This window comes from Streptomyces sp. NPDC015130 (assembly GCF_043080005.1).
In the GTDB taxonomy this organism is placed as follows: domain Bacteria; phylum Actinomycetota; class Actinomycetes; order Streptomycetales; family Streptomycetaceae; genus Streptomyces.
Genome location: NZ_JBIBVC010000004.1, coordinates 37,426 through 58,694 on the forward strand (window position 1 = coordinate 37,426; position 21,269 = coordinate 58,694).

21 protein-coding genes are annotated in these 21,269 nt (G+C 73.6%); 11 read left to right on the forward strand and 10 right to left on the reverse strand.

Annotated elements, in window-relative coordinates:
* Nucleotides 1–126: 126 nt before the first annotated feature.
* A complete protein-coding gene (locus ACF08F_RS08770; RefSeq protein WP_392297807.1) occupies nucleotides 127–591 on the reverse strand; it encodes an Lrp/AsnC family transcriptional regulator in 465 nt (154 codons plus the stop codon).
* A 150-nt stretch (nucleotides 592–741) separates the two neighbouring features.
* Here ACF08F_RS08770 and ACF08F_RS08775 point away from each other — a divergent pair, with 150 nt between their 5' ends.
* From ACF08F_RS08775 to ACF08F_RS08790, 4 genes are all read left to right on the forward strand, one after another.
* Nucleotides 742–1,851, forward strand: coding sequence for an asparaginase (locus ACF08F_RS08775; RefSeq protein WP_392297808.1), 1,110 nt, complete (start codon nucleotides 742–744; stop codon nucleotides 1,849–1,851).
* Between the two features lie 595 nt (nucleotides 1,852–2,446).
* A complete protein-coding gene (locus ACF08F_RS08780) occupies nucleotides 2,447–3,880 on the forward strand; it encodes an aspartate ammonia-lyase (RefSeq protein ID WP_392297809.1) in 1,434 nt (477 codons plus the stop codon).
* A 68-nt stretch (nucleotides 3,881–3,948) separates the two neighbouring features.
* Complete coding sequence (locus ACF08F_RS08785) at nucleotides 3,949–4,746, forward strand: aminoglycoside adenylyltransferase family protein (protein ID WP_392297810.1); 798 nt, start codon at nucleotides 3,949–3,951, stop codon at nucleotides 4,744–4,746.
* A gap of 82 nt (nucleotides 4,747–4,828) precedes the next feature.
* A complete protein-coding gene (locus ACF08F_RS08790; RefSeq protein WP_392297811.1) occupies nucleotides 4,829–6,478 on the forward strand; it encodes a GMC oxidoreductase in 1,650 nt (549 codons plus the stop codon).
* Nucleotides 6,479–6,542: 64 nt separating this feature from the next.
* Here ACF08F_RS08790 and ACF08F_RS08795 read toward each other — a convergent pair whose 3' ends face one another.
* The 3 genes from ACF08F_RS08795 to ACF08F_RS08805 all read right to left on the reverse strand — a co-directional run bounded on the left by ACF08F_RS08795 (nucleotide 6,543) and on the right by ACF08F_RS08805 (nucleotide 8,624).
* Nucleotides 6,543–7,031, reverse strand: a complete 489-nt coding sequence (locus ACF08F_RS08795) for a carboxymuconolactone decarboxylase family protein (RefSeq protein WP_392297812.1) — start codon at nucleotides 7,029–7,031, stop codon at nucleotides 6,543–6,545.
* Nucleotides 7,028–8,107, reverse strand: coding sequence for a dihydrodipicolinate reductase (locus ACF08F_RS08800; RefSeq protein ID WP_392297813.1), 1,080 nt, complete (start codon nucleotides 8,105–8,107; stop codon nucleotides 7,028–7,030). The genes ACF08F_RS08795 and ACF08F_RS08800 overlap by 4 nt, the downstream gene beginning before the upstream one ends.
* Nucleotides 8,108–8,186: 79 nt before the next feature.
* A complete protein-coding gene (locus ACF08F_RS08805; protein WP_392297814.1) occupies nucleotides 8,187–8,624 on the reverse strand; it encodes a GNAT family N-acetyltransferase in 438 nt (145 codons plus the stop codon).
* 155 nt (nucleotides 8,625–8,779) lie between these two features.
* Here ACF08F_RS08805 and ACF08F_RS08810 point away from each other — a divergent pair, with 155 nt between their 5' ends.
* The gene (locus ACF08F_RS08810; RefSeq protein WP_392297815.1) at nucleotides 8,780–9,547 is read left to right on the forward strand and encodes a hypothetical protein; all 768 of its coding nucleotides are present in this window, start codon (nucleotides 8,780–8,782) and stop codon (nucleotides 9,545–9,547) included.
* Nucleotides 9,548–9,686: 139 nt separating this feature from the next.
* Here the strand turns inward: ACF08F_RS08810 and ACF08F_RS08815 are convergent, their stop codons facing one another.
* The 4 genes from ACF08F_RS08815 to ACF08F_RS08830 form a co-directional block, all read right to left on the reverse strand.
* Nucleotides 9,687–11,063 carry an NAD(P)/FAD-dependent oxidoreductase gene (locus tag ACF08F_RS08815; RefSeq protein ID WP_392297816.1) on the reverse strand — a complete coding sequence of 459 codons (1,377 nt, stop codon included), beginning with the start codon at nucleotides 11,061–11,063 and terminating at the stop codon, nucleotides 9,687–9,689.
* A gap of 147 nt (nucleotides 11,064–11,210) precedes the next feature.
* On the reverse strand, nucleotides 11,211–12,395 hold the full coding sequence (locus ACF08F_RS08820) for a YncE family protein (RefSeq protein ID WP_392297817.1): 1,185 nt from the start codon (nucleotides 12,393–12,395) through the stop codon (nucleotides 11,211–11,213).
* A 179-nt stretch (nucleotides 12,396–12,574) separates the two neighbouring features.
* On the reverse strand, nucleotides 12,575–13,156 hold the full coding sequence (locus tag ACF08F_RS08825) for a dienelactone hydrolase family protein (RefSeq protein WP_392297818.1): 582 nt from the start codon (nucleotides 13,154–13,156) through the stop codon (nucleotides 12,575–12,577).
* A gap of 288 nt (nucleotides 13,157–13,444) precedes the next feature.
* Nucleotides 13,445–13,822 (reverse strand): hypothetical protein, encoded by a 378-nt coding sequence (locus tag ACF08F_RS08830; protein ID WP_392297819.1) that lies wholly within the window; start codon nucleotides 13,820–13,822, stop codon nucleotides 13,445–13,447.
* Between the two features lie 193 nt (nucleotides 13,823–14,015).
* Here ACF08F_RS08830 and ACF08F_RS08835 point away from each other — a divergent pair, with 193 nt between their 5' ends.
* The 5 genes from ACF08F_RS08835 to ACF08F_RS08855 all read left to right on the forward strand — a co-directional run bounded on the left by ACF08F_RS08835 (nucleotide 14,016) and on the right by ACF08F_RS08855 (nucleotide 19,190).
* Nucleotides 14,016–15,224 carry an RNA ligase gene (locus ACF08F_RS08835; RefSeq protein WP_392297820.1) on the forward strand — a complete coding sequence of 403 codons (1,209 nt, stop codon included), beginning with the start codon at nucleotides 14,016–14,018 and terminating at the stop codon, nucleotides 15,222–15,224.
* Between the two features lie 2 nt (nucleotides 15,225–15,226).
* On the forward strand, nucleotides 15,227–16,144 hold the full coding sequence (locus ACF08F_RS08840) for an AAA family ATPase (RefSeq protein ID WP_392297821.1): 918 nt from the start codon (nucleotides 15,227–15,229) through the stop codon (nucleotides 16,142–16,144).
* A 54-nt stretch (nucleotides 16,145–16,198) separates the two neighbouring features.
* Entirely contained in the window at nucleotides 16,199–16,900 is a 702-nt protein-coding gene (locus ACF08F_RS08845) for a ribonuclease H (RefSeq protein WP_392297822.1), read from the forward strand.
* A 284-nt stretch (nucleotides 16,901–17,184) separates the two neighbouring features.
* The gene (locus ACF08F_RS08850; RefSeq protein ID WP_392297823.1) at nucleotides 17,185–17,868 is read left to right on the forward strand and encodes a GNAT family N-acetyltransferase; all 684 of its coding nucleotides are present in this window, start codon (nucleotides 17,185–17,187) and stop codon (nucleotides 17,866–17,868) included.
* 260 nt (nucleotides 17,869–18,128) lie between these two features.
* Nucleotides 18,129–19,190: an enoyl-CoA hydratase/isomerase family protein gene (locus ACF08F_RS08855; protein ID WP_392298247.1), complete on the forward strand. Its 1,062-nt coding sequence runs from the start codon at nucleotides 18,129–18,131 to the stop codon at nucleotides 19,188–19,190.
* A 34-nt stretch (nucleotides 19,191–19,224) separates the two neighbouring features.
* Here the strand turns inward: ACF08F_RS08855 and ACF08F_RS08860 are convergent, their stop codons facing one another.
* Nucleotides 19,225–19,833 carry a TetR/AcrR family transcriptional regulator gene (locus tag ACF08F_RS08860; RefSeq protein WP_392297824.1) on the reverse strand — a complete coding sequence of 203 codons (609 nt, stop codon included), beginning with the start codon at nucleotides 19,831–19,833 and terminating at the stop codon, nucleotides 19,225–19,227.
* Between the two features lie 79 nt (nucleotides 19,834–19,912).
* On the opposite strand from ACF08F_RS08860, the gene ACF08F_RS08865 reads away from it, so the two are divergent.
* Nucleotides 19,913–20,338, forward strand: coding sequence for a DUF4345 domain-containing protein (locus ACF08F_RS08865; RefSeq protein WP_392297825.1), 426 nt, complete (start codon nucleotides 19,913–19,915; stop codon nucleotides 20,336–20,338).
* 13 nt (nucleotides 20,339–20,351) lie between these two features.
* Here ACF08F_RS08865 and ACF08F_RS08870 read toward each other — a convergent pair whose 3' ends face one another.
* Nucleotides 20,352–21,077 (reverse strand): lysophospholipid acyltransferase family protein, encoded by a 726-nt coding sequence (locus ACF08F_RS08870; RefSeq protein ID WP_392297826.1) that lies wholly within the window; start codon nucleotides 21,075–21,077, stop codon nucleotides 20,352–20,354.
* Between the last annotated feature and the right edge of the window lie 192 nt (nucleotides 21,078–21,269).

The window sequence follows — 21,269 nt, forward strand, 5'->3', positions numbered from 1 at the left end:
GACACAGGTCAGGTACCTGTCATGTAACGGGAAGGAGGCTGTTCCATGACGTTCTCGCATATGGAGGAACCGGCGGCGGTGTCATGTGCTGGGCCGAGGGAGCGTCATGTGCCACGCCGAGGGGTGTCATGTGCCCCGGACGTCCACCGGCATCCCCTTCGGCTCCTTGATCCGCTTCATGATGATCTGCGAGTTGACCTCGGTGACCCCGGCCAGCGTCGTCAGCCGCTCGATCCACAGGCGCTCGTACGCCGCGAGGTCGGCCACCGCGATCCGCAGCAGACAGCCGGGACTGCCGAACAGCCGGTACGCCTCGATGACGTCCGGCACGCCCTGGAGCGCCTCCTCGAAGGCCTCCACCGTCTCGCGGTCCCGCCGCACCTCCACCGAGACGAGCACCTCGAAGCCCCGCCCCACGGCCTCCGGGTCGATGATCGCCCGGTAGCCCTGGATCACCCCGTCCTGCTCCAGCTGACGCACCCGGCGCAGACAGGGGGAGGGGCTGAGCCCGACCCGCTGGGCCAGCTCCTGGTTGCTCAGCCGGCCGTCGTTCTGGAGCTCGCGCAAGATATGGAGATCGATTCGGTCCATGGCGCAATTATCTACCACGCTGAAACGATCAAGCGGCTGATTTCGCAATCGGCTTGCGCGCCTCCTGTCCTATCGTTGCGACGCAGGGTGATGCCGGTTCGTGACGTCGATGACGAGCCGGGACTTCGGTACGAGTGAGGACGGCAGGCAATGATGCGGACGAACGACGGAGGAGCGCGCCGGATCGTCGTCATCAGCACGGGCGGCACGATCGCCAGCCGCTGGCAGGGCACGGGTTACGCGGCCGACGCCTCCGGCAACGACGTCCTCGCCACCGCGCCGCTCCCCGAGGGCGTCACCGTCGAGGTCGTCGACCTGTTCAACGTGAACAGCTCGCGGATGACCTCGGCCCACCAGCTCGCCCTCCTGCGGACCGTCCACGAGACCTTCGCCGACCCCGGCGTCGACGGCATCGTGGTCACCCACGGCACCGACACGCTGGAGGAGACGGCCTTCCTCCTGGACCTCCACCACAGCGACGCCCGCCCCGTCGTCCTGACCGGCGCCCAGCGGCCCTTCGGCACGGGCGACGGCGACGGCCCCGGGAACCTGTACGACGCCCTCCAGGTCGCCGCCTCCGTCCGCGAGCTGGGCGTCCTCGTCGTCTTCGACGGGCGCGTCCACGCGGCCCGCGGCACGGTCAAGAGCCAGACGCTCGCCGCCGACGCCTTCTCCGACCCCTCCGCCGAGCGCCTCGGCCGCGTCGGCTTCTCCCGCGTCGACGTCGAGCGCCTCCCGGAGCGCCCCGCGCCGCTGCCGCTCCCGGACGCCGCCCTGACCGCGGCGCCCGGCCCCGGCGCGACCCCGCTGCCGCGGGTCGACATCGTCACGCACCACGCCGACGGTGACCCGCTCTTCATCCGTGCGGCCCTGGCCGCCGGTGCCCGGGGCATCGTCCTCGAAGCGACCGGCGCGGGCAACGCCACCCCGGAGATCGCCGCCGCCGTCGCGGACGCGGTCGCCGAGGGCGTCCTCGTCGCGGTGAGCACCCGCGTCCCGGCGGGCCCGCTCGCCGAGATCTACACCGGCGGCGGAGCCGTCGACCTCGTCGCCGCCGGAGCGCTGCTCACCGGGACGCTCCGGGCCGCCCAGGCGCGGATCGCCGTCCTGACCGCGCTCCTCGCCGAGGGCGACGGCGCCACGGACCCGGCGCGCCGCACCGCCCTCCTGCGCCGCCTCCTGGAGGGCCCCGTCCGCGCGGAGCCCGCGCTGGCCACCGGCGGCTCCCGCTCGGCCTCGGCCGTCGCCACGCGCGCTTGACGCCGAGAGCGGCCGCGGGCGCCCCGGGCCGACGGCCCGGCCGTCCGTCGCCCCGCCCCGCCGGCCCCTGACGGGGCCGCCCCCGAAACCCCGGCTCGCGGACGGAGTGTTCCCCACCCTCCGCCGCGAGCCGGAGCCAACCCCTGACGGGCCGCAGTCGGCCGGCCGCCGACGACCGGCCGCAGACGGCCGGAGTCGGTGACCGGACCCGACGACGGGACCCGGCCCCCGATCACCCGCGGCCGACCGCCCGACGGCCCGAGTCCGACGGCCCGAGTCCGACGGCCCGAGTCCGACGGCCCAGGGCCTGCGGCCCAGGCCCACGGCCCGAGTTCCACGGCCACGGCCACGGCCCCAGCCCGGCTGTCGAACACCGGCCGCCTCCCCTCCCCTCCCTCCCCTCCCCTCCCCTCCCCTCCCCTCACGAAGCCCAGCGCACCGCCCCGCCAGGCCGTGCCGGAGCCGTGCCCAGTCACCCGCGCACTCCCACCCCCTCCGCCCCCGGCCACCCGCGCACCCGACCCCACTCACTCCCGCGAGCCCGCTGCCGGCGGGCTCCTCCTCCCCACCCCTCCCTCCCCAGGACGGCATCCACATGGTTCCCGCATCCTCCCCGCACCCCGCCCCCGTCCGGACCGAGCACGACCTGCTCGGTGACCGGGACGTGCCGGCCGACGCCTACTGGGGCGTGCACACCCTGCGCGCCACCGAGAACTTCGCCATCACCGGGACGCCGATCTCCGCCTACCCCCTGCTGATCGACGCGCTCGCCGCCGTGAAGGAGGCCGCGGCCCGCGCCAACGAGGAGCTCGGCCTGCTCCCCGCGGACAAGGCCGACGCGATCGCCGGCGCCTGCCGGGAGATCCGCTCCGGGCACCTCCACGACCAGTTCGTCGTCGACGTCGTGCAGGGTGGCGCCGGCACGTCGACCAACATGAACGCCAACGAGGTCGTCGCCAACCGTGCCCTGGAGCTCCTCGGCCACGCCAAGGGCGACTACGGGCGCCTCCACCCCAACGAGGACGTCAACCTCGGCCAGTCCACCAACGACGTCTACCCGACGGCCATCCGTATCGCGGCCATCGGCGCCGCCCGCGAGCTGCTGCTCGCCATGGCCGTGCTCCAGGACGCCTTCGCCGCCAAGGCGCTGGAGTTCCGCGAGGTCGTGAAGATGGGCCGCACCCAGCTCCAGGACGCGGTGCCCATGACGCTGGGCCAGGAGTTCTCCACGTACGCCGTGATGCTGGAGGAGGACCGCGGACGCCTCGCCGAGGCCGTCGAGCTCATCCACGAGATCAACCTCGGCGCCACCGCCATCGGCACCGGTCTCAACGCCGCGCCCGGCTACGCGGAGACCGCCCGCCGCAGGCTCGCCGAGCTGACCGGTCTGCCCCTCGTGACCTCCGCCAACCTCATCGAGGCCACCCAGGACTGCGGCGCCTTCGTCCAGCTCTCCGGGGTCCTGAAGCGGATCGCGGTCAAGCTCTCCAAGACCTGCAACGACCTGCGCCTGCTCTCCTCCGGGCCGCGCGCGGGCCTCGGCGAGATCAACCTCCCCGCCGTCCAGGCGGGTTCGAGCATCATGCCGGGCAAGGTCAACCCCGTGATCCCCGAGGTGGTCAACCAGGTCGCCTTCGAGGTGATCGGCAACGACATCACCATCACCATGGCCGCCGAGGGCGGGCAGCTCCAGCTCAACGCCTTCGAGCCGGTCATCTTCCACGCCCTCTCGAAGAGCCTCCTCTCGCTCCGCGCCGCCTGCCTCACCCTCGCCGAGCGCTGCGTCGACGGCATCACGGCCAACACCGAGGCCCTCCGCGCGGCCGTGGAGAACTCCATCGGCCTCGCCACCGCCCTCAACCCGCACCTCGGCTACACCGCGGCCACGGCCATCGCCCAGGAGGCACTCGCCACCGGCCGGGGCGTCGCCGAACTCACCCTGGAGAAGGGCCTGCTGCCGGCGCACCGGCTCGCCGAACTGCTCACGCCCGAGCGCCTCACCGGCGCCCCGGGCCCCGCGCTCGCCTGACCGTCCGCTCCGCCGCTCCTCCGGTACGGTGACGGGCTCCGCGCCCGTCACCCGCCAGGAGCCGCCGCATGCCCGCCCACGCCGCCGACAGCGCCGCCGCCGACCACGACGCCGCCCGCCGCGTCGTACGCGTCGTCCGCGAGACCCTCGGCGAGGACGCCGTCCTCGCGGCTTGTCTCCACGGCTCCGCCGTCCTCGGCGGGCTGCGGCCCACCAGCGACGTGGACGTCCTCGTCGCCCTCACCCGGCGCACCACCGAACGGGAGCGCCGCGCCCTCACGGACGCCCTGCTCGCCGTCTCGGGCCGGCGGGCGTACGAGGGGCCCGCGCGGCCCGTCGAGCTGAGTCTGGTCGTCCACGCCGACGTACACCCCTGGCGCTACCCGCCGGTCTGCGAGTACCTCTACGGGGAATGGCTCCGCGACGACTTCGAGCGCGGCCTCACCCCCGCGCCCGCGCCCTGCCCCGACCTCGCCCCGCTGCTCACCATGGCCCGCGCCGGGGACCGCTCCCTCCACGGCCCGCGTCCGTCCGAGCTCTTCGAGCCGGTGCCCGAGGACGACCTGCGGACCGCGATCGTCGCGGGCGTCCCGGAGCTGCTCGCCGACCTCGACGACGACACCCGCAACGTGCTGCTGACCCTGGCCAGAATCCTCACCACCCTCCGCACCGGCCGGATCCTGTCGAAGGACGGGGCGGCGCGGTGGGTGCTCGGTGAACTTCCCGAGGAGCACCGGCCGGTGCTGGTCGCGGCGCGGGACCAGTACCTGGCGGGGGAGTACGGGGACTGGGCGGAGCTGCTGCCGACGGCGCGGGCCCACGCCGCGTACGTAGCAGAGGCGATCAAGAGGGCGTGTCCGGCCTGAAGTTACCCGGCAGTTTCTCGTGACTTCCTCGGCGGTCGGTCGTAGAACGTGTTCCCATTCACTCGCGAGTGAGGAAGATCACATGAGTGAACACCCCCTGTCCGCCCAGGGAAGTCACCGCGTCAGCCGCCGCAGCTTTCTCGCGGGAACAGGTTCTGTTCTCGGCGCCGCCGCCCTCACCGGAACGATCGCGGCCCCCGCCCGCGCCGAGGTCCCCGGCCTGAACTGCACCCCCGTCACCGACGGTTCCCAGGTCCGCGCCCTCGTCATCGGCACCGGCTACGGCGGCTCCGTCGCCGCCCTGCGGCTCGCCCGCGCGGGCGTGGACGTCCACATGATCGAGATGGGCATGGCCTGGGACACCCCGGGCCCCGACGGCAAGATCTTCGCCAACACCACGACCCCGGACTACCGCTCCTTCTGGCTGCGCACCCGCACCAGGCAGCCGCTGAGCCAGTTCCTCGGCTTCCCGCTCGACAAGGACGTGCCCGTCCACACCGGCATCCTCGACGCCGAGGACTTCGCCGGCATCACCGTCTACCAGGGGCGCGGCGTCGGCGGCGGCTCCCTCGTCAACGGCGGGATGGCCGTCACACCGCTCCGGGAGCGCTTCCCGGAGATCCTCCCCACCGTCGACCCGGCCGAGATGTACGCCACCTACTACCCGCGCGCCAACGCGGGCCTCGGCGTCACCTCGGTGGACGTGAACTGGTGGGAGAACGCGGACTGCTACCAGTACGCCCGGGTCGGCCGCAAGCACGCCCAGCGCTCCGGCTTCCCCTTCGTCTTCGTGCCCAACGTCTACGACTGGGACTACATGAAGCAGGAGGCCGCCGGGACGGTCCAGAAGTCCGCCCTGGCGGGCGAGGTCATCTACGGCAACAACGTCGGCAAGAAGAGCCTCCAGAAGACGTACCTCGCCCAGGCCGCCGCCACCGGCCGGGTGAGCGTCTCCCCGCTGCACCGGGTGACCTCCGTCAGCCCGGCCGCCGCCGGCGGCTACACCGTGGTCATCGACCAGATCGACACCACCGGCGCGACCCTCGCCACCAAGACCGTCCGCGCCGACCGGGTCTTCTTCGCCGCCGGCAGCGTCGGCACCAGCAAGCTCCTCACCCGTCTCAAGGCGACCGGCGCCCTGCCCTCGCTCAACGAGCACATCGGCAAGGGCTGGGGCGACAACGGCAACGTCATGTGCGGCCGCGCCAACCACATGTGGGACCCCACGGGCAAGCTCCAGTCCTCCATGCCCACCGCGGGCATCGACAACTGGAACGCCGGCGGCGCCTTCGCTGAGGTCGCCCCGCTGCCCACCGGCATCGAGACCTACGCCTCCTTCTACCTCTCCATCACCCGCACCCCGCGCCGCGCCGAGTTCTCCTGGAACCCGGCCACCGGCAAGGTCGACCTGAGCTGGGACCGGGCCTGGAAGCAGACCTCCATCGACATGGCCAAGTCCATCTTCGACAAGATCAACAGCAAGGAGGGGACGATCTACCGCACCGACCTCTTCGGCGCCTACAAGATCTGGGGCGACCACCTCACGTACCACCCGCTCGGCGGCGCGGTCCTGGGCAGGGCGACCGACAACTACGGCCGGCTCCACGGCTACCCCGGCCTCTATGCCATCGACGGATCCCTGATCCCCGGCAACACCAGCGTCAACCCCTTCGTCACCATCACGGCCCTCGCCGAGCGCAACATCGAACGGATCGTCGCCGAGGACTTCTGACCTCGCGAACGGCCCGAGGGGCCGGCCGGAGAACCGGCCGGCCCCTCCCGTGCTCCCGGGGACCTCAGTGCGTCGGCAGCACGCACACCGTGTCGAGGTTGAGGACCCGGTTGAGCCGCCCGAACGCCAGCCACGAGCCCAGACTCATCGTCAGCTCCACGATCTCCGCCTGGCTGTACCGCGCCGTCATCCGCGCCCAGAACTCCTCGTCGAGGCCGTGGTGGTCCAGCGCGTACCGCTCCGCGTACTCGGCCGCCAGCCGCGTCCGCTCGTCGAAGGCCTCCGAGACCTCCGTCTCCCGCCAGGCCGCGACCACCTCGTCGAAGCCGTCCTCGACCTTCTCGCCGTCCCGGTCGGTGCGCCAGTCCAGGCAGAACCCGCAGCCGTTGATCTGCGCGATCCGCAGCCGCGCCGCTTCGAACTCGCGCAGCCCCAGGGTCGTGTGGGCGTACACCGACAGCGAGAAGTTCGCCGCCGCCGTCCCGATCTCCGGGACCATGTCGCCCCACACGTACCCGATCGGCTCCTGCCCCTCGGGGATGTCGATGATCATCGCGCTCTCCTTCCGAGCTTCCCGACCGCCGGCCTCAGCGGCACGTCCAACGCGTCGTACAGTCCCGGCTCCGCCGCCACCAGCCAGTCGATCGCCCCGACGAGCCGGCCCACCGCCGTGGCGTTGCCGCCCGCCGAGCGGTTCTCGCCCTCGTCGGTCGCCGCCACCGTCACCTCGATCCGCGGGCTGCCCTCCACGATCACCCGGTGCGCCCCCGCCCCGTCCGGCGGCACCGGCCAGTCCGGCGCGCACGAGGGGTGGATGCGGGTGACGTGCTCTATGACGATCCGGGGCTCCCCGCCGACGATCCCCTGCACCTCGAAGCGGATCGCACCCTGCGTCCCCGCCTCGAAGGCACCCATCGTCCGGGTCTTCACCGAGGTCTCCAGCGGACGCCGCTCCATCGTCTCGCGTATCTCGTCGAGCTCGACGCCCAGCGCGCGGGCCATCAGCCGCACCTGACCGCCCCAGATCATGGTCGGCACCGAGGGCCAGAGCATCGGCGGCTCGTACTCCATCGGCCTGCCCATCCCCACCAGCTCCCGGACCGACTCCTCCTGCTCGTACGTCGAGTAGTCGAAGATCTCCTGGCAGCGGATCGCGTCCACCGTGGTGCCGAGCCCGCTCACCAGGAGCGGCAGCACGTCGTTGCCCCAGCCCGGGTCCACCCCCGACACGAAGAGCGAACCGCCGCCCTCGGCCACCGCCGCGAGCACCGGGTCCCGGAACTCGGGCGGCGCGTTGCGCTGGTCGTAGAGCGGATACAGCACCGGCGTGACCACCACCGCGCCCGCCGCGACCGCCCGCGCCACGTCCGCGAGAGCCCCGTCGGGCCGGGTGTCGCCGGAGGCCGCGTACACCACCGCCGCCGGCCGGCCGGCCAGGACCGCGCCGACGTCGTCGTCGGCCACCACCCCGAGATCGTGGTCGAGCCCGGCGAGCCGGCCCGCGTCGCGGCCGACCTTCGCCGGGTCGGACACGAGCACGGCCGCGAGTTCGAGACCCGGGTGGGCGTCCACGGCACGGATGGCCGCGCGCCCGACATTTCCGGTACCCCACACCACTGTCCGAATCATGCGCGGAGGGTAGCGTCGGGCCGCGAAGGTTCCCATACCCGTGACGAAATGACCTGACGAATCGTCAGGCCGCGGGCTTTCAGGGCAGGCGCAGCGTCACGAACGGAACCGCGTCGCCCGGCAGGACGTACCGCTCCACCTCCACGAAGCCGCGCGCCAGCGCGAACCGCAGCCCCTCCTCGTTCGAGGCGAGCACCACCGTCTCGACGCCCTCGTCGCTCAGCGTCCGCGCGTGCGCGAGCCCCCGCTCGTACAGCGCGGTCCCGAAGCCCCGCTCCCGGAAACCGGGCAGCGTCCGCGCGATGACGGTCGCCGCCGTCTCCTCGTCCGGCGGGCGCACCGTCGAACAGCCGACCGCGACCTCCCCGAGGTACGCGACGTCCAGCCGGTTCCGGCCCGCCCGCTCCCGCACCTCGTCGAGGGAGAGAACGGCCGTGGGGATGATCGTGTTGTGGACGGTCCGCCAGTCCGCGAGCTGCGCCTCGCTGCTCGCCCGTTCGATACGAAGATCGTTCATCCGGGCAGGAAACCGCGCCCGGCGCGACGGGTCAACCTCTTTCCCGCCTGGCCGGCTCGTACGCCGAACGGGTGGGGGCGCCGTTCCGGCCGCAGCCCCGACCGCCGAACGGGTACGGATCGCTGCACTGCCCCCGGCCAGGAGGATGCCGTCCCATGCCCGTCCGCAAGGGCGCCCCCGCGCTGCGATACGCCGGCACGCTGTGCGCGGCCCTGTTGCTCACCGGCTGCGCGCGCACCGCCCCGCCCGCCCCCGCGCCGTCCACCCCCAAGCCCCCGACGGCCTCGGTCGCCCCGGCCCCGCCCGTCGGCGACGCCCGCCCCGAGCGGGTCACCCGGATCCCCGGCGTCGGCCCGCGCACCCAGGCCCGCATCCCCGACGGCACCGCACAGGCCTTCGTCGTCACCGGAGCCACGGCCGACAGCAACACCGCCACGGCCGTGCTCTACGAGCGGAACGCGGCGGGCCGGTGGACCGAGGCCGCGGGGCCGTGGGCCGCCCGCAACGCGCTCCGCGGCTGGACCGAGGACCACGACGCGGGGGACCTGCGCACCCCGATCGGCGTCTTCCGGCTCGGCGACGCGGGCGGGCGGCTCCCGGACCCGGGCGCCCGACTGCCGTACGACCAGGACCAGGAGTTCGCCATCAGCGGCACCGGCTTCTCCGGCGAGTCCCTCGAAGGCTCCTTCGACCACGTCATCGCCATCGACTACAACCGCGTGCCGGGTCGCACGCCGCTCGACAAGGAGCGGCCGCTCGGCCCAGAGAAGGGCGGCGGCGTCTGGATCCACGTCGACCACGGCGGCCCCACGCAGGCCTGCGTCGCCCTGGAGCGCGACACCCTGCGCGAGCTCCTCGTCGCCCTCGACCCCGCCCGCGAGCCGGTCGTCGTCATGGGACCGGCCGCCGTGCTCGCCCGCTGAGCGCGGCCACGTGCCCGGGGGCGCTCTCGGGCATCCGTGACGCGGGCCCGGGCATCCGTGACCCGGGAGCCCCCGGGAAACGTCCTTGCTCGTCACGGGGACGCACGCACCGCGGGCGTCCCCGTGCGTGCGGTCGCGGTCAGCCGCTGCCCACCGCCCCGCCGCGGAACGCGCCCGTGTGGAGCCGTACCTGCTCCGGCGTCAGATAGGCCTCCGTGTACTCGAAGTCCCGCAGCGTCCCCGCCTTCGAGGCGAGGAACCCGGTCCGTACGAAGTCGTCGCCGGCGGCCGCGTTGAGCAGCCAGTTCGTCATGACCCGGGTCTTCGCCACGTTCGTCCGCAGCGCGGACCAGTGGTAGGCGCGGGCCACGGCCTGCGCCGGCATCCCGTGCAGCTCCACCCCGAGCGGCTTCGACACCCCGTCCATCCCGCCGAGGTCGACCACGAGACCCAGGTCCTTGTGGACGTACGGCCGGGTCTTCTCCCCGCGCAGCGTCGCCACGACGTTGTCCGCGAGCGCCTTGCCCTGCCGCATCGCGTGCTGCGCGGTCGGCGGGCAGATCGCCCCCTCGTCGCCCTTGGCGAGATCGGGCACCGCCGCCGCGTCGCCGAGCCCCCACACCCCCTCGACACCCGGCACGGCCATGTCGGGCGAGACCACGAGCCGGCCCCGCAGGGTCTCCGCGCCGAGCGTCCCGATCAGCGGGCTCGCCGCCACCCCGGCCGTCCAGATCAGCGTCCGGCTGGGGAGGACGCGCCCGTCCGTGAGGGTCACCGCCTCCTCGTCGACCGAGGCCACCGACACACCGAGCGACACCTCGATGCCCCGCCCGGTCAGGATGTCCATCGCGGCGGTGCCCAGCTTCTCGCCCAGCTCGGGCATGAGCTTCGGCGCGATGTCCACCAGATGCCACTTGATCAGCCGAGGATCGATCCGCGGGTACCGCTTGACCGCGTTGTGGGTGAGCAGCTGGAGGCAGGCCGCCGTCTCCGTCCCCGCGTAGCCGCCGCCGACCACCACGAAACACAGCCGCGCGGCCCGCTCGGCCTCGTCGTTGCTCGCGTCCGCGAGGTCCAGCTGGGCGATGACGTGGTCCCGGATGTACACGGCCTCCGCGAGCGTCTTCATGCCGCGCGCGTGCTCCGCGAGACCGGGGATGTCGAAGCTGCGGGTCACGCTGCCGGGCGCGAGGACGAGGTGGTCGTACGGCTCGGTCACGAACTCGCCGGCGATCGTCCGCACCACGACGGCCTTCGCCGCCGTGTCCACCCCGACCGCGCCGCCCGGCACGATCCGCGTACGGTGCCGCTCGCTGCGCCGCAGCGACAGTGCGACCGACTGGGGGGTGAGCACGCCGGAGGCGACCTGGGGGAGGAGCGGCAGATACAGCTGGTAGGAGAACGGCGAGAGGAGCGTGATCAGTGCCTCCCGGTCCGTCAGCCGCCGTTCGAGCCGCCGTACGCAGGCCACTCCGGCGAACCCGGCGCCCACCACGAGAATCCTCGGTCGAGTCACGCTGTCCGCCCTTTCGCCGACTATCCGTGCTCCACCCTTTTTATCCCCATTGCGGCGGTGTCGCTCCTCGGCCGGGTCTGCCCTTCGGCCAGGCCCGCTCCTCGGCCCGCTCCTCGGACCGGTTCGTTTCGAGGCCGTCCGCGTGGGTCAGAGGACGACGATCCCCAGGGGCCGCGAGCCCGCCGGGAGCCGGCGGGTTTCACCCGAGTCGAGGTCGACGACGGTCAGCCCGTCCCAGTGACCGTCCCGGGTGAACCCGCCGGTCACATAGGCCGTACGCCCGTCCCGGGACACCGCCACGCTCTCGTGGGGACCGTCCAGCGGGTGGACCCGCTCGGAGCCGTCGGGCTTCCGCACCGTGAGGGAGGGACCCTCGTCCACGTCCGGGTCGATCGGGCCCGTGCCCACCGTCAGGAGCGTCCCGTCGGCGGTCACCGCCGTGCCGTGCTGGTGGGTGTTCGCCGTCATCGGCTCGATCGTCGTCCGGCCCGTACGGGGATCGACGACCGCGAGCCGCTCACCCTCGAAGGGCAGCAGCAGCCGGCCGTCCGAGGGCCGCACGGAAGCGTAGTGCGGCTTCAGCCACGAGCCGAGCCCGCCCTCCGTCCCGTAGGGGGCGACCTCCACCCGGCGGGGGCTCAGCGACCCCGCCGCGACGACCGTGACGGCGAAGGAGTCGTGGTTCGTCACGTACACCTCCGCGCCGTCCCGGGACACGTCGACGTCGAAGGGGCGCCGCCCCACCGGCACCGTGTCCGTGAACCGCAGGGTCGCGGTGTCGAGGACCTCCAGCGTGCCGTTCCCGTCGGGCACGTTGACCCCGACGTACACCCGCCGGCCGTCCGGTGCGAGCGCGATGCCCATGCCGCCGCCCCGGTACTCGCCCGTGCTCGTGGCGCCGGTGTCCGTCCGGTACGGGACGAGGGCCAGCCGCTCCCGGCGCTCGGTGTCCACGACCGCCACCCCCTCGGCCGTCGCCACCCAGGCCCGGCCGTCGGCGCCGAGGACGATCCCGTACGGAGCGGTGCCGACCTTCACGGAGCCCGTGGCCCCGCGCTCGGGGTCGACGAAGGTGACGGTGTCCGAGCCGAAGTCGGTCACGAGCAGTTTGCCCGGAGCGGCCGAGGCGTCGGGCAGCGGCACGGAGGCAGCGGCGGAGGGCGCCGAACCGGTGGCGGGCGCCGAACCGGTGGACGGCGAGGGGCCGGTCGCGGAGGCCGAGCCGCTCCCCGCCGCCCCCGAGCCCTGCGCGCAGCCCGCGAGCAGGGCGACGGCCACCGCTCCGGGCACGAGCACCCGGGCGGAGCGGGAAGCACGGCGGAACTTCGTCATGGGGAACTCCTCGGTACGGGACACACGCGGACGGCACCACCCGGGAGCGGTCTCCGCGCCTGCCCCGATCCTCCGCCCGCGCGAGGCCCCGCCCGGTCCGCCGCCCGGCCCCCGACCGGCGGTCGGACGGTCGACCCCGGGGTCGACCGATCGGCTGACCCCGCCCCGCACGACCCGCCCTACGCGTCGAGGCCTGCCAGAAAGCCGAGCACCCGCCCGAGACACACCTCGGCCGCCTCCGGGACGAAGAACCCCGAACCCCGCTCCGCGAACAGGTGCGCACTCCCCGGGTAGAGGAACAGCTCGCGGTTCCCGGCGTCCGCGACCAGCTCGCGCGCCGCCGCCAGGTCTCCGTCGTCGACGAAGAACGGATCCTCGTCCATCGCGTGGACCTGGATCGGCAGGCCCTCCGGCCAGTCCAGGTCGAACGCGCGCTCCGTCACACACGCGCTCAGCAGCAGCGCGCCCACGGCCCCGGCCCTGCTCTGCGCCAGCTTCTGCGCGGGCAGCACGCCGAGCGAGAAGCCGGCGTACACCAGCTCCTTCGGCAGCGCCTCGGCCGCCCGCTCGCCACGCGCCGTGAGGACGCCGAACCCGACCTCCTGGGCGTACGCGGCCCCCGCCTCCAGGTCCTCGAAGGTCCGCCCTTCGTACAGGTCGGGCACGTGCACCGTGTGCCCGGCCCGCCGCAGCTCGTCGGCGAACGCGACGACCCCCTCCGTCAGCCCGAGCGCGTGATGGAAGAGCAGAACCTCGGCCATGTGGTCATCCCCTGTTCGTCGTACGGGGCCCGGCCGACCGGCACGGACCCTACGAGGACATCGTGACCTACGACACCGACAAGACCCTCACACGAGGAGAAAGCCCTGGCCCTAGGTCCTGTCGTCAAACTCCCGCCTGCCCCGCGACGCCATGCACGCACTCTCGCCGCACCGGGCGCAGACCCGCGTACATCCAGTACGCGGGCCCGCGCCCGGCACGCCGAGAGCACGCACCTGCCGCCGCAGGGCCCACCCTTCGGGCGGACGACGGGAGTTTGACGACAGGACCTAGCGCATCGGCCGGTGCGGGACGACGGCGGCGCCGGCCTGCACCATGGCAGCGCCCTGCCCCATCGCGGCGCCCTGACCCATGGAACCGCCCTGGCCCATCGGACCCTGCCCCATCGGACCCTGCCCCATGGGGCCCTGGCCCATCGGGCCGCCCTGCCCCATCGGGCCCGCGGGCCCGCCGACGGCGAGCTGCGCGCCGACACCGCCGTGCGCGACGGCGCCCTGCGGCCCCGGAGCACCCTGCGGCGGCAGCTGGATCACCCGGCTGAGGTCCCGCAGCACGTCCTCGGCGACCTGGCGGACGTCGGCCGGAACATCCCCCCGCTCCCGTATGAGCTCGGCGTAGATCGGTGCCGTGCCGTCCGCGTGGTTCATGGGGCTCGCTTCCTTCGACTGCGCCGGTTCCGTCACCGGCGGGGGCGACGGCGAGTCTACGGGGCACCACCGACACGCCCGGGCTCGGGGAGCCCGCCGTCCTGCCCGATCCCGGGCCCCGCAGGGGAATATTCGCTGTCCACGGAGTGGCCCCGTCGTGAGAATGGATCATCGGAACAACGGGAGGGACCCCATGAGCCAGGCGACCCTGACTCTGCACGACCTGATGGCGCCCGAGGAGCTCGACGAAGCCCTCGCGGCCGGGCACATCGCCCGCCGCAGCCACCCCGAGCTGCCGCTGTCGATCTACACGTACACGCGCGCGTGCCAGTACGAACAGCGCTGGAACCGCGCCACCACCCGCTGCCGCGGCCTCGTCGCCGACGACGCCACCGGGCGGATCGTCGCGCTTCCCCTCCCCAAGTTCTTCAACCTCTCCGAACACACCTCGGGCCGCCCCTACGCACCGCCGCTGCCCGACGAACCCTTCGAGGTGTACGACAAGGTCGACGGCAGCCTCGCTGTCGTCTTCCACTACGCCGGCCGCTGGCGCGCCGCCTCCAAGGGCTCCTTCACCAGCACCCAGGCCACCTGGGCGCAGCGCCGGCTCGACGACGCCGACACCTCGGGCCTGACGCCCGGCGTGACGTACCTCGCCGAGATCCTGTACCCGCAGAACCGCATCGTCGTGAACTACGGCGACCGCCGCGACCTCGTCCTGCTCGCCGCCTTCGGCCCGGACGGCACCGAGACGCCGCTCGCCGAGGCCGCGGGCCCCTGGGGCCCGATCGGCTCCGTCGTCCGTGTGTGGCCCGCCATGACCGTCGCCGAGCTCGTCGCGCTGACCGAGTCCAACACCCTCCCGGGCGGCGCCCCCGCGACCGGCACCGACGCCGAGGGGTTCGTGCTCCGCTTCGCCTCGGGCGTGCGCGCCAAGGCCAAGATCGCCGAGTACGTACGCCTCCACAAGGTGCTCACCGGCGTCACGGAGCGGGACATCTGGCGCGGGCACGGCATCCAGCGCTTCGCCGCCCTGCCCGCCGGACAGGTGGCCAAGGGCCTCGGCTGCTCCGTCGCCGAGGTCGAGGCCTCCGGAGGCAAGCCGCTCGACGCCCTCCTGGAGCAGGTCCCCGACGAGTTCGACGCCTGGGTGCGCGAGGTCATCGCCGGTCTCGAAGCGGCCGCAGCGGGCCGTGAGCGGGCCCTGGACGAGGCGTACGCTGTCCTCGCCCACCTCGCGGACGACCGTGCCGCCTTCGCCCGCGCCGCGGCGGACGTCCCCGACCGGGCCCTGCGCGCCCTGCTCTTCCTCCGTCTCGACGGGCGCCCCACCGACCTCCTCGTCTGGCGCCAGCTGCGCCCCGAGGCCACCGATCCCTTCACCCACGACCAGGAGAACTGACCGTGCCTGTGGTCCATGTCATGACCGGCCTCCCGGCCTCCGGGAAGACGACGGCCGCCCGAGCCCTCCAGGCCGAGGCCGAGGGCCGCGTACGCCGCGTCAACCTCGACGACCTCCGGACCATGCTCGACGTGCCCGCCCCCGAGCGGGGCCGCTCGCACGCCCACGAGCGGACCGTCCTCGACATCCAGGACGCCGCGGTCCGGTCCGCCGTCGACGACGGCTTCGACGTCGTCGTCGACAACACCCACCTCACCCCGCACATCCCGAAGCGGCTCAAGGCCGCCGTCACCGGCCGGCCCGTCACCTTCGTCGTGCACGACTTCACGCACGTCCCCGTCGACGAGTGCGTCCGCCGCGACGCCGCCCGCGAGAGGCCCGTCGGCGAGGAGATCATCCGGATCCTCGCCGACAAGCACGCCAAGGCCACCCGCGGCGGCTGGCGCCTCACCGCCGAGTGGCTGGGCGGCAGTCAGGCGGGCACCCTGTACGTCGCCGACCCGGCCCTCCCGTCGGCGGTGATGTGCGACATCGACGGCACGCTCGCACTGCGCGGCGACCGGGGCCCGTTCGACTTCACGCGCTGCGACACCGACCTCCTCAACATCTCCGTCCGGGACGCGCTGCGCGCCTTCCGGGCCGCGGAGAGCGACCGGATCGTCCTGCTGTCCGGGCGCAGCGAGGACCACCGTGAGATCACCGAGGCCTGGCTCGCCCGCCACGAGGTGCCCTACGACGAGCTGTGGATGCGCGCCTCCGGCGACGGCCGCGGTGACGACCTCGTGAAGGCGGAGCTCTTCGACGCCCACGTGCGCCACCGCTACGCCGTCCGTGTCTCCCTGGACGACCGCGACCGCGTCGTCGCCCTGTGGCGCCGCATGGGCCTGCCCACCTGGCAGGTCAACTACGGCAACTTCTGACCGGCCCGCCGGGGGCGGGGCCGCCCGCCCCCGGCGCCGTGTCAGGATCGTGGGATGGTGCAAAAGATCATCGCGGCGTGCGACGGCGCGTCCAAGGGAAACCCCGGCCCCGCGGCCTGGGCCTGGGTCATCGGCGGTTCCGACGGAACGGTCGACCGCTGGGAGGCGGGCCCGCTCGGCAGGGCGACGAACAACGTCGCCGAACTCACGGCCCTGGAAAGACTGCTCGAAACCCTCGACCCGGCGGTGCCCGCCGAGGTCCGCATGGACTCGCAGTACGCCATGAAGGCCGTCACGACCTGGCTCCCGGGCTGGCGCCGCAAGGGCTGGAAGACGGCCGCGGGCACACCCGTCGCCAACAAGGACCTCGTGGTCCGGATCGACGCCCTGCTCACCGGCCGGGACGTCGACTTCGTCTACGTCCCCGCGCACCAGGTCGACGGAGACCCGCTGAACGACGCCGCCGACCGAGCGGCCAGCCACAGCGCCCGTACGCAGGAGCCCCTCGCCTCCGCGACCGGCGCCCCTCTGCCCCCGCCCGAACCGGCGACGCGCTCCTCCGCGCCCCGCTCGCGCTCCTCCGCGCCCGCCGGCTCCTCCGGCGCGTCCGGATCCTCCTCCGCCCGCAAGGGTCGCCCGAACGGCGGCACGCTCAAGGCCCGATTCTCCGGCCGCTGCCGCTGCGGGAAGGCGTACGACAAGGGCGAGACGATCGCGAAGAACGCCGAGGGCTGGGGCCATCCCACCTGCGTCTGAGCGCGTTCACCGTCCGACTGGCGGGCGGCTCCGTCCGCCCCGTGAGACCGGCGAACCCGGGTGTCCGAGAGGCTTCACCCACCCGTGCATCCGGGTTCGTTCCGGGTTCTGTTCTCCGAGCGATTGTGGCTGCATACTGTCCTCCTCGCACCGGTGACGAACCGTTTTACCTGCTCGTTTGTCGCTCTTGACGTGATCGGCACCCGGCGAGAACCTCCCTCCTGCTGCCGCCGCGGACCACCCGTGGCGGGAGCCTCCCCTGCCCGTGAAAGACCCGAGGTTCCGTGCCAGTACCTGTTCTCCTGACCGGGCGCACCGTGCGCCTGGAGCCGCTGGCGATGCGGCACGCCGACGCCCTCGCCCGGGCCGGCGGGGCGGACCGATCGGCCTACGCCTTCACCCCCGTGCCCGACGGCCTCGAATCGGCCCTCGACTACATCGCCCGCGCCCTCGCGGATCAGGCGGCAGGCCGGTGCCTGCCCTTCGCCCTGGTCAGTACGGCCGACGAACGGGTCATCGGTTCGACCCGCTTCCTCGAACTCGACTACTGGCGGGGTCCCCTGATCTGGCCCCCCGTTCCCGGCCTGCCCCACGGCGATCCCCTGACCGCCGTCCCGGACGCGGCCGAGATCGGGAACACCTGGATCGCCGGCGACGCCCGGGGCACCGGCATGAACACCGAGGCCAAGTACCTGATGTTCCGGCACGCCTTCGAGGTCTGGGGAGTCCGCCGCATCACCCTGCGCGCCGACGCCCGCAACACCCGCTCACGGATCGCGATCGAACGCCTCGGCGCCACCTGCGAGGGGGTCCGCCGGGCCCACTCCCGCGGTCTCGACGGCGCGGTCCGCGACACGGCCTTCTACTCGATCCTCGACGAGGAGTGGCCCACGGTCCGCGACATCGTCGAACTCCGCATGGCGACCCCCCGCCAGGTGCGCGTCCCCCAGGACCTGCTCCCGGCCTGACCCGCCCCGAACCCCCGAACCACCGCTCCGACGGGCGCTCGCGCCCCCACCGGAGCGGTGGTTCCATGGAAGGGACGGGAAGGACTCGCCACAGAGGACGCGGGGTAGCGGTCGATCGCTGACCGTGCACCGTGCAATCAGGATCCGCGAGAAGCGGATGAGTCCTTCCCGCCCTCACGTCTTCCCGCCCTCATGCCCACCCTCGTGCCCCGGTACGGTGACCGGGACAGTGAGCCGACGAGGGAAAGGGCCGAGTGATCGTGCCGACCGGAACGCCCGACGTACTCCTCCGGACGGAGGGCCGGGCCGGGTTCATCACCCTGAACCGCCCCCGCGCCATCAACGCGCTCACCCACCCCATGGTCCTCGCCGTCGACCGGGCCCTCGCCGCCTGGGAGCACGACCCGGCCGTCACCGCCGTCGTCATCGAGGGCGCGGGGGAGCGGGGCCTCTGCGCGGGCGGGGACATCCGCGCCATCCACGACGACGCCCGTGCCGGCGGCACGGCGTCAGCGGCCTTCTGGCGGGACGAGTACCGGCTCAACGCCCGCATCGCGCGCTACCCGAAGCCGTACGTCGCCTTCATGGACGGCATCGTCATGGGCGGCGGCGTCGGCGTCTCCGCCCACGGCTCCGTCCGGGTCGTCACCGAGCGCTCGCGGGTCGCCATGCCGGAGACCGGCATCGGCCTCGTCCCCGACGTCGGCGGTACGTACCTCCTCGGCCGCGCCCCCGGCGAACTCGGCACCCATCTCGCCCTCACCGGCGCCCACATCGGGGCCGCCGACGCCCTCCTCGCCGGCCTCGCCGACCATGTCGTCCCCTCCGACGCGCTGCCCGCCCTGGCCCGGGACCTGACCCTGCTGCCCGTCGACGAGGCCGTCGCACGGCACGCGGCGACGCCCCCGCCGGGCGTCCTCGCCGAGCAGCGGAGCTGGATCGACGCCTGCTACCGCGCGGAGACGGTCGAGGCGATCGTCGACCAGCTCTTCGAGACCGGCGTCCCGGCCGCCAAGGAGGCCGCCACCACCCTCCTCACGAAGTCCCCGACCGCGCTCAAGGCCACCCTGGCCACCCTCCGTCGCTCCCGCGCGCTCACGACCCTGGAGGAGGTCCTCGACCTGGAGTACCGGGTCTCCTGCACGGCGCTGACCACTCCCGACCTCGTCGAGGGCATCCGGGCGCAGGTCGTCGACAAGGACCGCGACCCCCACTGGAACCCGGCGACGCTCCCCGAGGTCACGGCCGCGGACGTCACCCGCTTCTTCTCGCCCCCGCCCGGCGGCGACCTCGGCCTGGCGGCCGCGCTCCCGCACGCGTAGGGCCGCTCAAGCCGGCGCGAGCCCCCGGCCGCCCTCAGCGGGGCCAGTCGGGGGCCGGGTCCTCGTCGAGCAGGGGCCGCAGTGCGCCGACGAGCGCGCCGACGCACACGTCACGCAGCTCGGTCCGGGTGCACGTCTCGTGCGTCAGCCAGTCGACGCACAGCACCTGGACGAAGACCAGCCAGCTCTTCACCGCGGCCGAGACGGCCTCACGGGACCGCTCGTCCGCGAGCGGCAGGACGCCGAGCAGACGCTCGCGCAGGGCGTCGAGCTCGTCGTTCATGATCGTCTGGACGAGCAGGTCCCCGGCCAGGACGCGGTTGGCCGCGAGGACGGTGTTGCGGTTCTCCGCGAAGTACTCGATGTGGGCGTCCAGGCCCTCGACGAGCTGCTCGACGAGCGTGTCGGCGGGATCGAACCGCGCCGCGGCGAGCAGCTGCTCGGAGACCTCCCGGTAGAGCGCCGCGAAGAGATCGCGCTTGCCCGGGAAGTGCTGGTAGAGCAGCGCGCGCGAGACTCCGGCCTGCTCGGCCACGTCCTCCATCAGCACGAGGTCGTACGGCTGCGCCGCGAAGAGCCGCGCGGCGACCCGCAGGAGCTGGGCGCGGCGGTCGGCGGGGCTGAGGCGTCGGCGGGGAGGCACCCCGCCACTCTACTTGACGTGCGTCTAGTAATGGGTCCTACTTTACTGGACACGTGTCTACCAGCTGGGGGTTGCGGACATGACCAGAGCCAAGGCGCTGCGGGGACTCGTCCTCACGATGGGGTACGCCTGCACCGCGATCGGGATCGCCCACGTCCTGCTCGGCAACGCCTCGATCCCGGGCGCCGAGTCGGCGGGCCCGACGATCGACAGCCTCGGCCGCTTCTTCGGCGCGATCTTCGCCGGGTACGGCCTCGCCTGGCTCTGGGCCGCCAGACAGCCGGCCGTGCCGGCCGCCGCGGTCCGTGGGCTCACCGCGGTGTTCCTGCTGGGAGCCCTCGGCCGCCTCCTCTCGCTCGCCGCGGAGGGGTGGCCCCACGCGTTCCAGGTGGCACTCGCCGTCCTCGAACTCGCCCTGTCCCCGCTGCTGTTCTGGCTCGCCGACGCGGAGGAGGCGCAGGCGAAGGCGCACCGCGCGCCGCCCGCCCCGGACGGGAACGCCTGATCGGCGGCGCGCCTCAGCCCCGGCGCCGGACCGACCGGCGCCACCCCGGTCGCGACGGACCGACGCGAGGAGCCCCGGTGCCCAGGGCCGCCGGCTCGCCCAGGGCCCCGGCCGCCGTCCGCCAGGCCTCCGTCACCGCGCCGTGGGCCAGGGCCGTCGCCTCGGCCACGTCCTCCGGCAGCCGGATCGGCGCACCGATGTGCACATGCAGCCCCGGTCTGCGGACGGGCGCCGTGAGCACGCCCGCGATCTGCTTCGTCCGCCCGCCGGAGGTGATCCGGCGGGCACCCGCCTGTCCGATCGGGACCACCGGCGCCCCGGTCGCCCGCGCCAGCCGCGCGAGCCCCGTGCGGAACAGCTCCGGCGGGTTCTCCGCGGCGTCCCGCCGAGGCGGGATGCGGCCCTCCGCGTACAGCATCACGTGCCGCCCGGACGCCAGCGCGACCGCCGCGTGGTCCAGCGCGGCCGAGGCCGTCGCCGACTTCCGGTGGACGGGCACATGGCCCTCGCGGGCCAGCGCCCGGCCGAGCAGCGGGATCCGCCACAGGCCAGCGGCGGCCAGCAGGACGGGCTCGACGGCCAGCCGCCCGCGCAGCGCGGCGAGCACGAGCGCCGGATCGGCGAGCGAGGTGTGGTTGACGACGATGATGCTGCCGGGTTCGAGGCGGGCCCCAGGGTCGGTCGTGACGGTGAGACGCCCGAAGAACGGGACGAGGTTCGCGGCGAGACGGCTGAGCACGGGAGAGCCCCCTGGTTCCGAGGACGGAGCGGTGAACAGCCCCATCGTCCCGAGGCCACGCGGCCCGGACATGAGCACGCGTACTCATCCGCCGTGCGCGCGACACCCCAGGGAGCGGGCCGGTGTCCCGCCCACCACCCTTCCGGTCTACGCTGAGGCCCCAGCACACACATGACGGTGAGACAGCCGCGT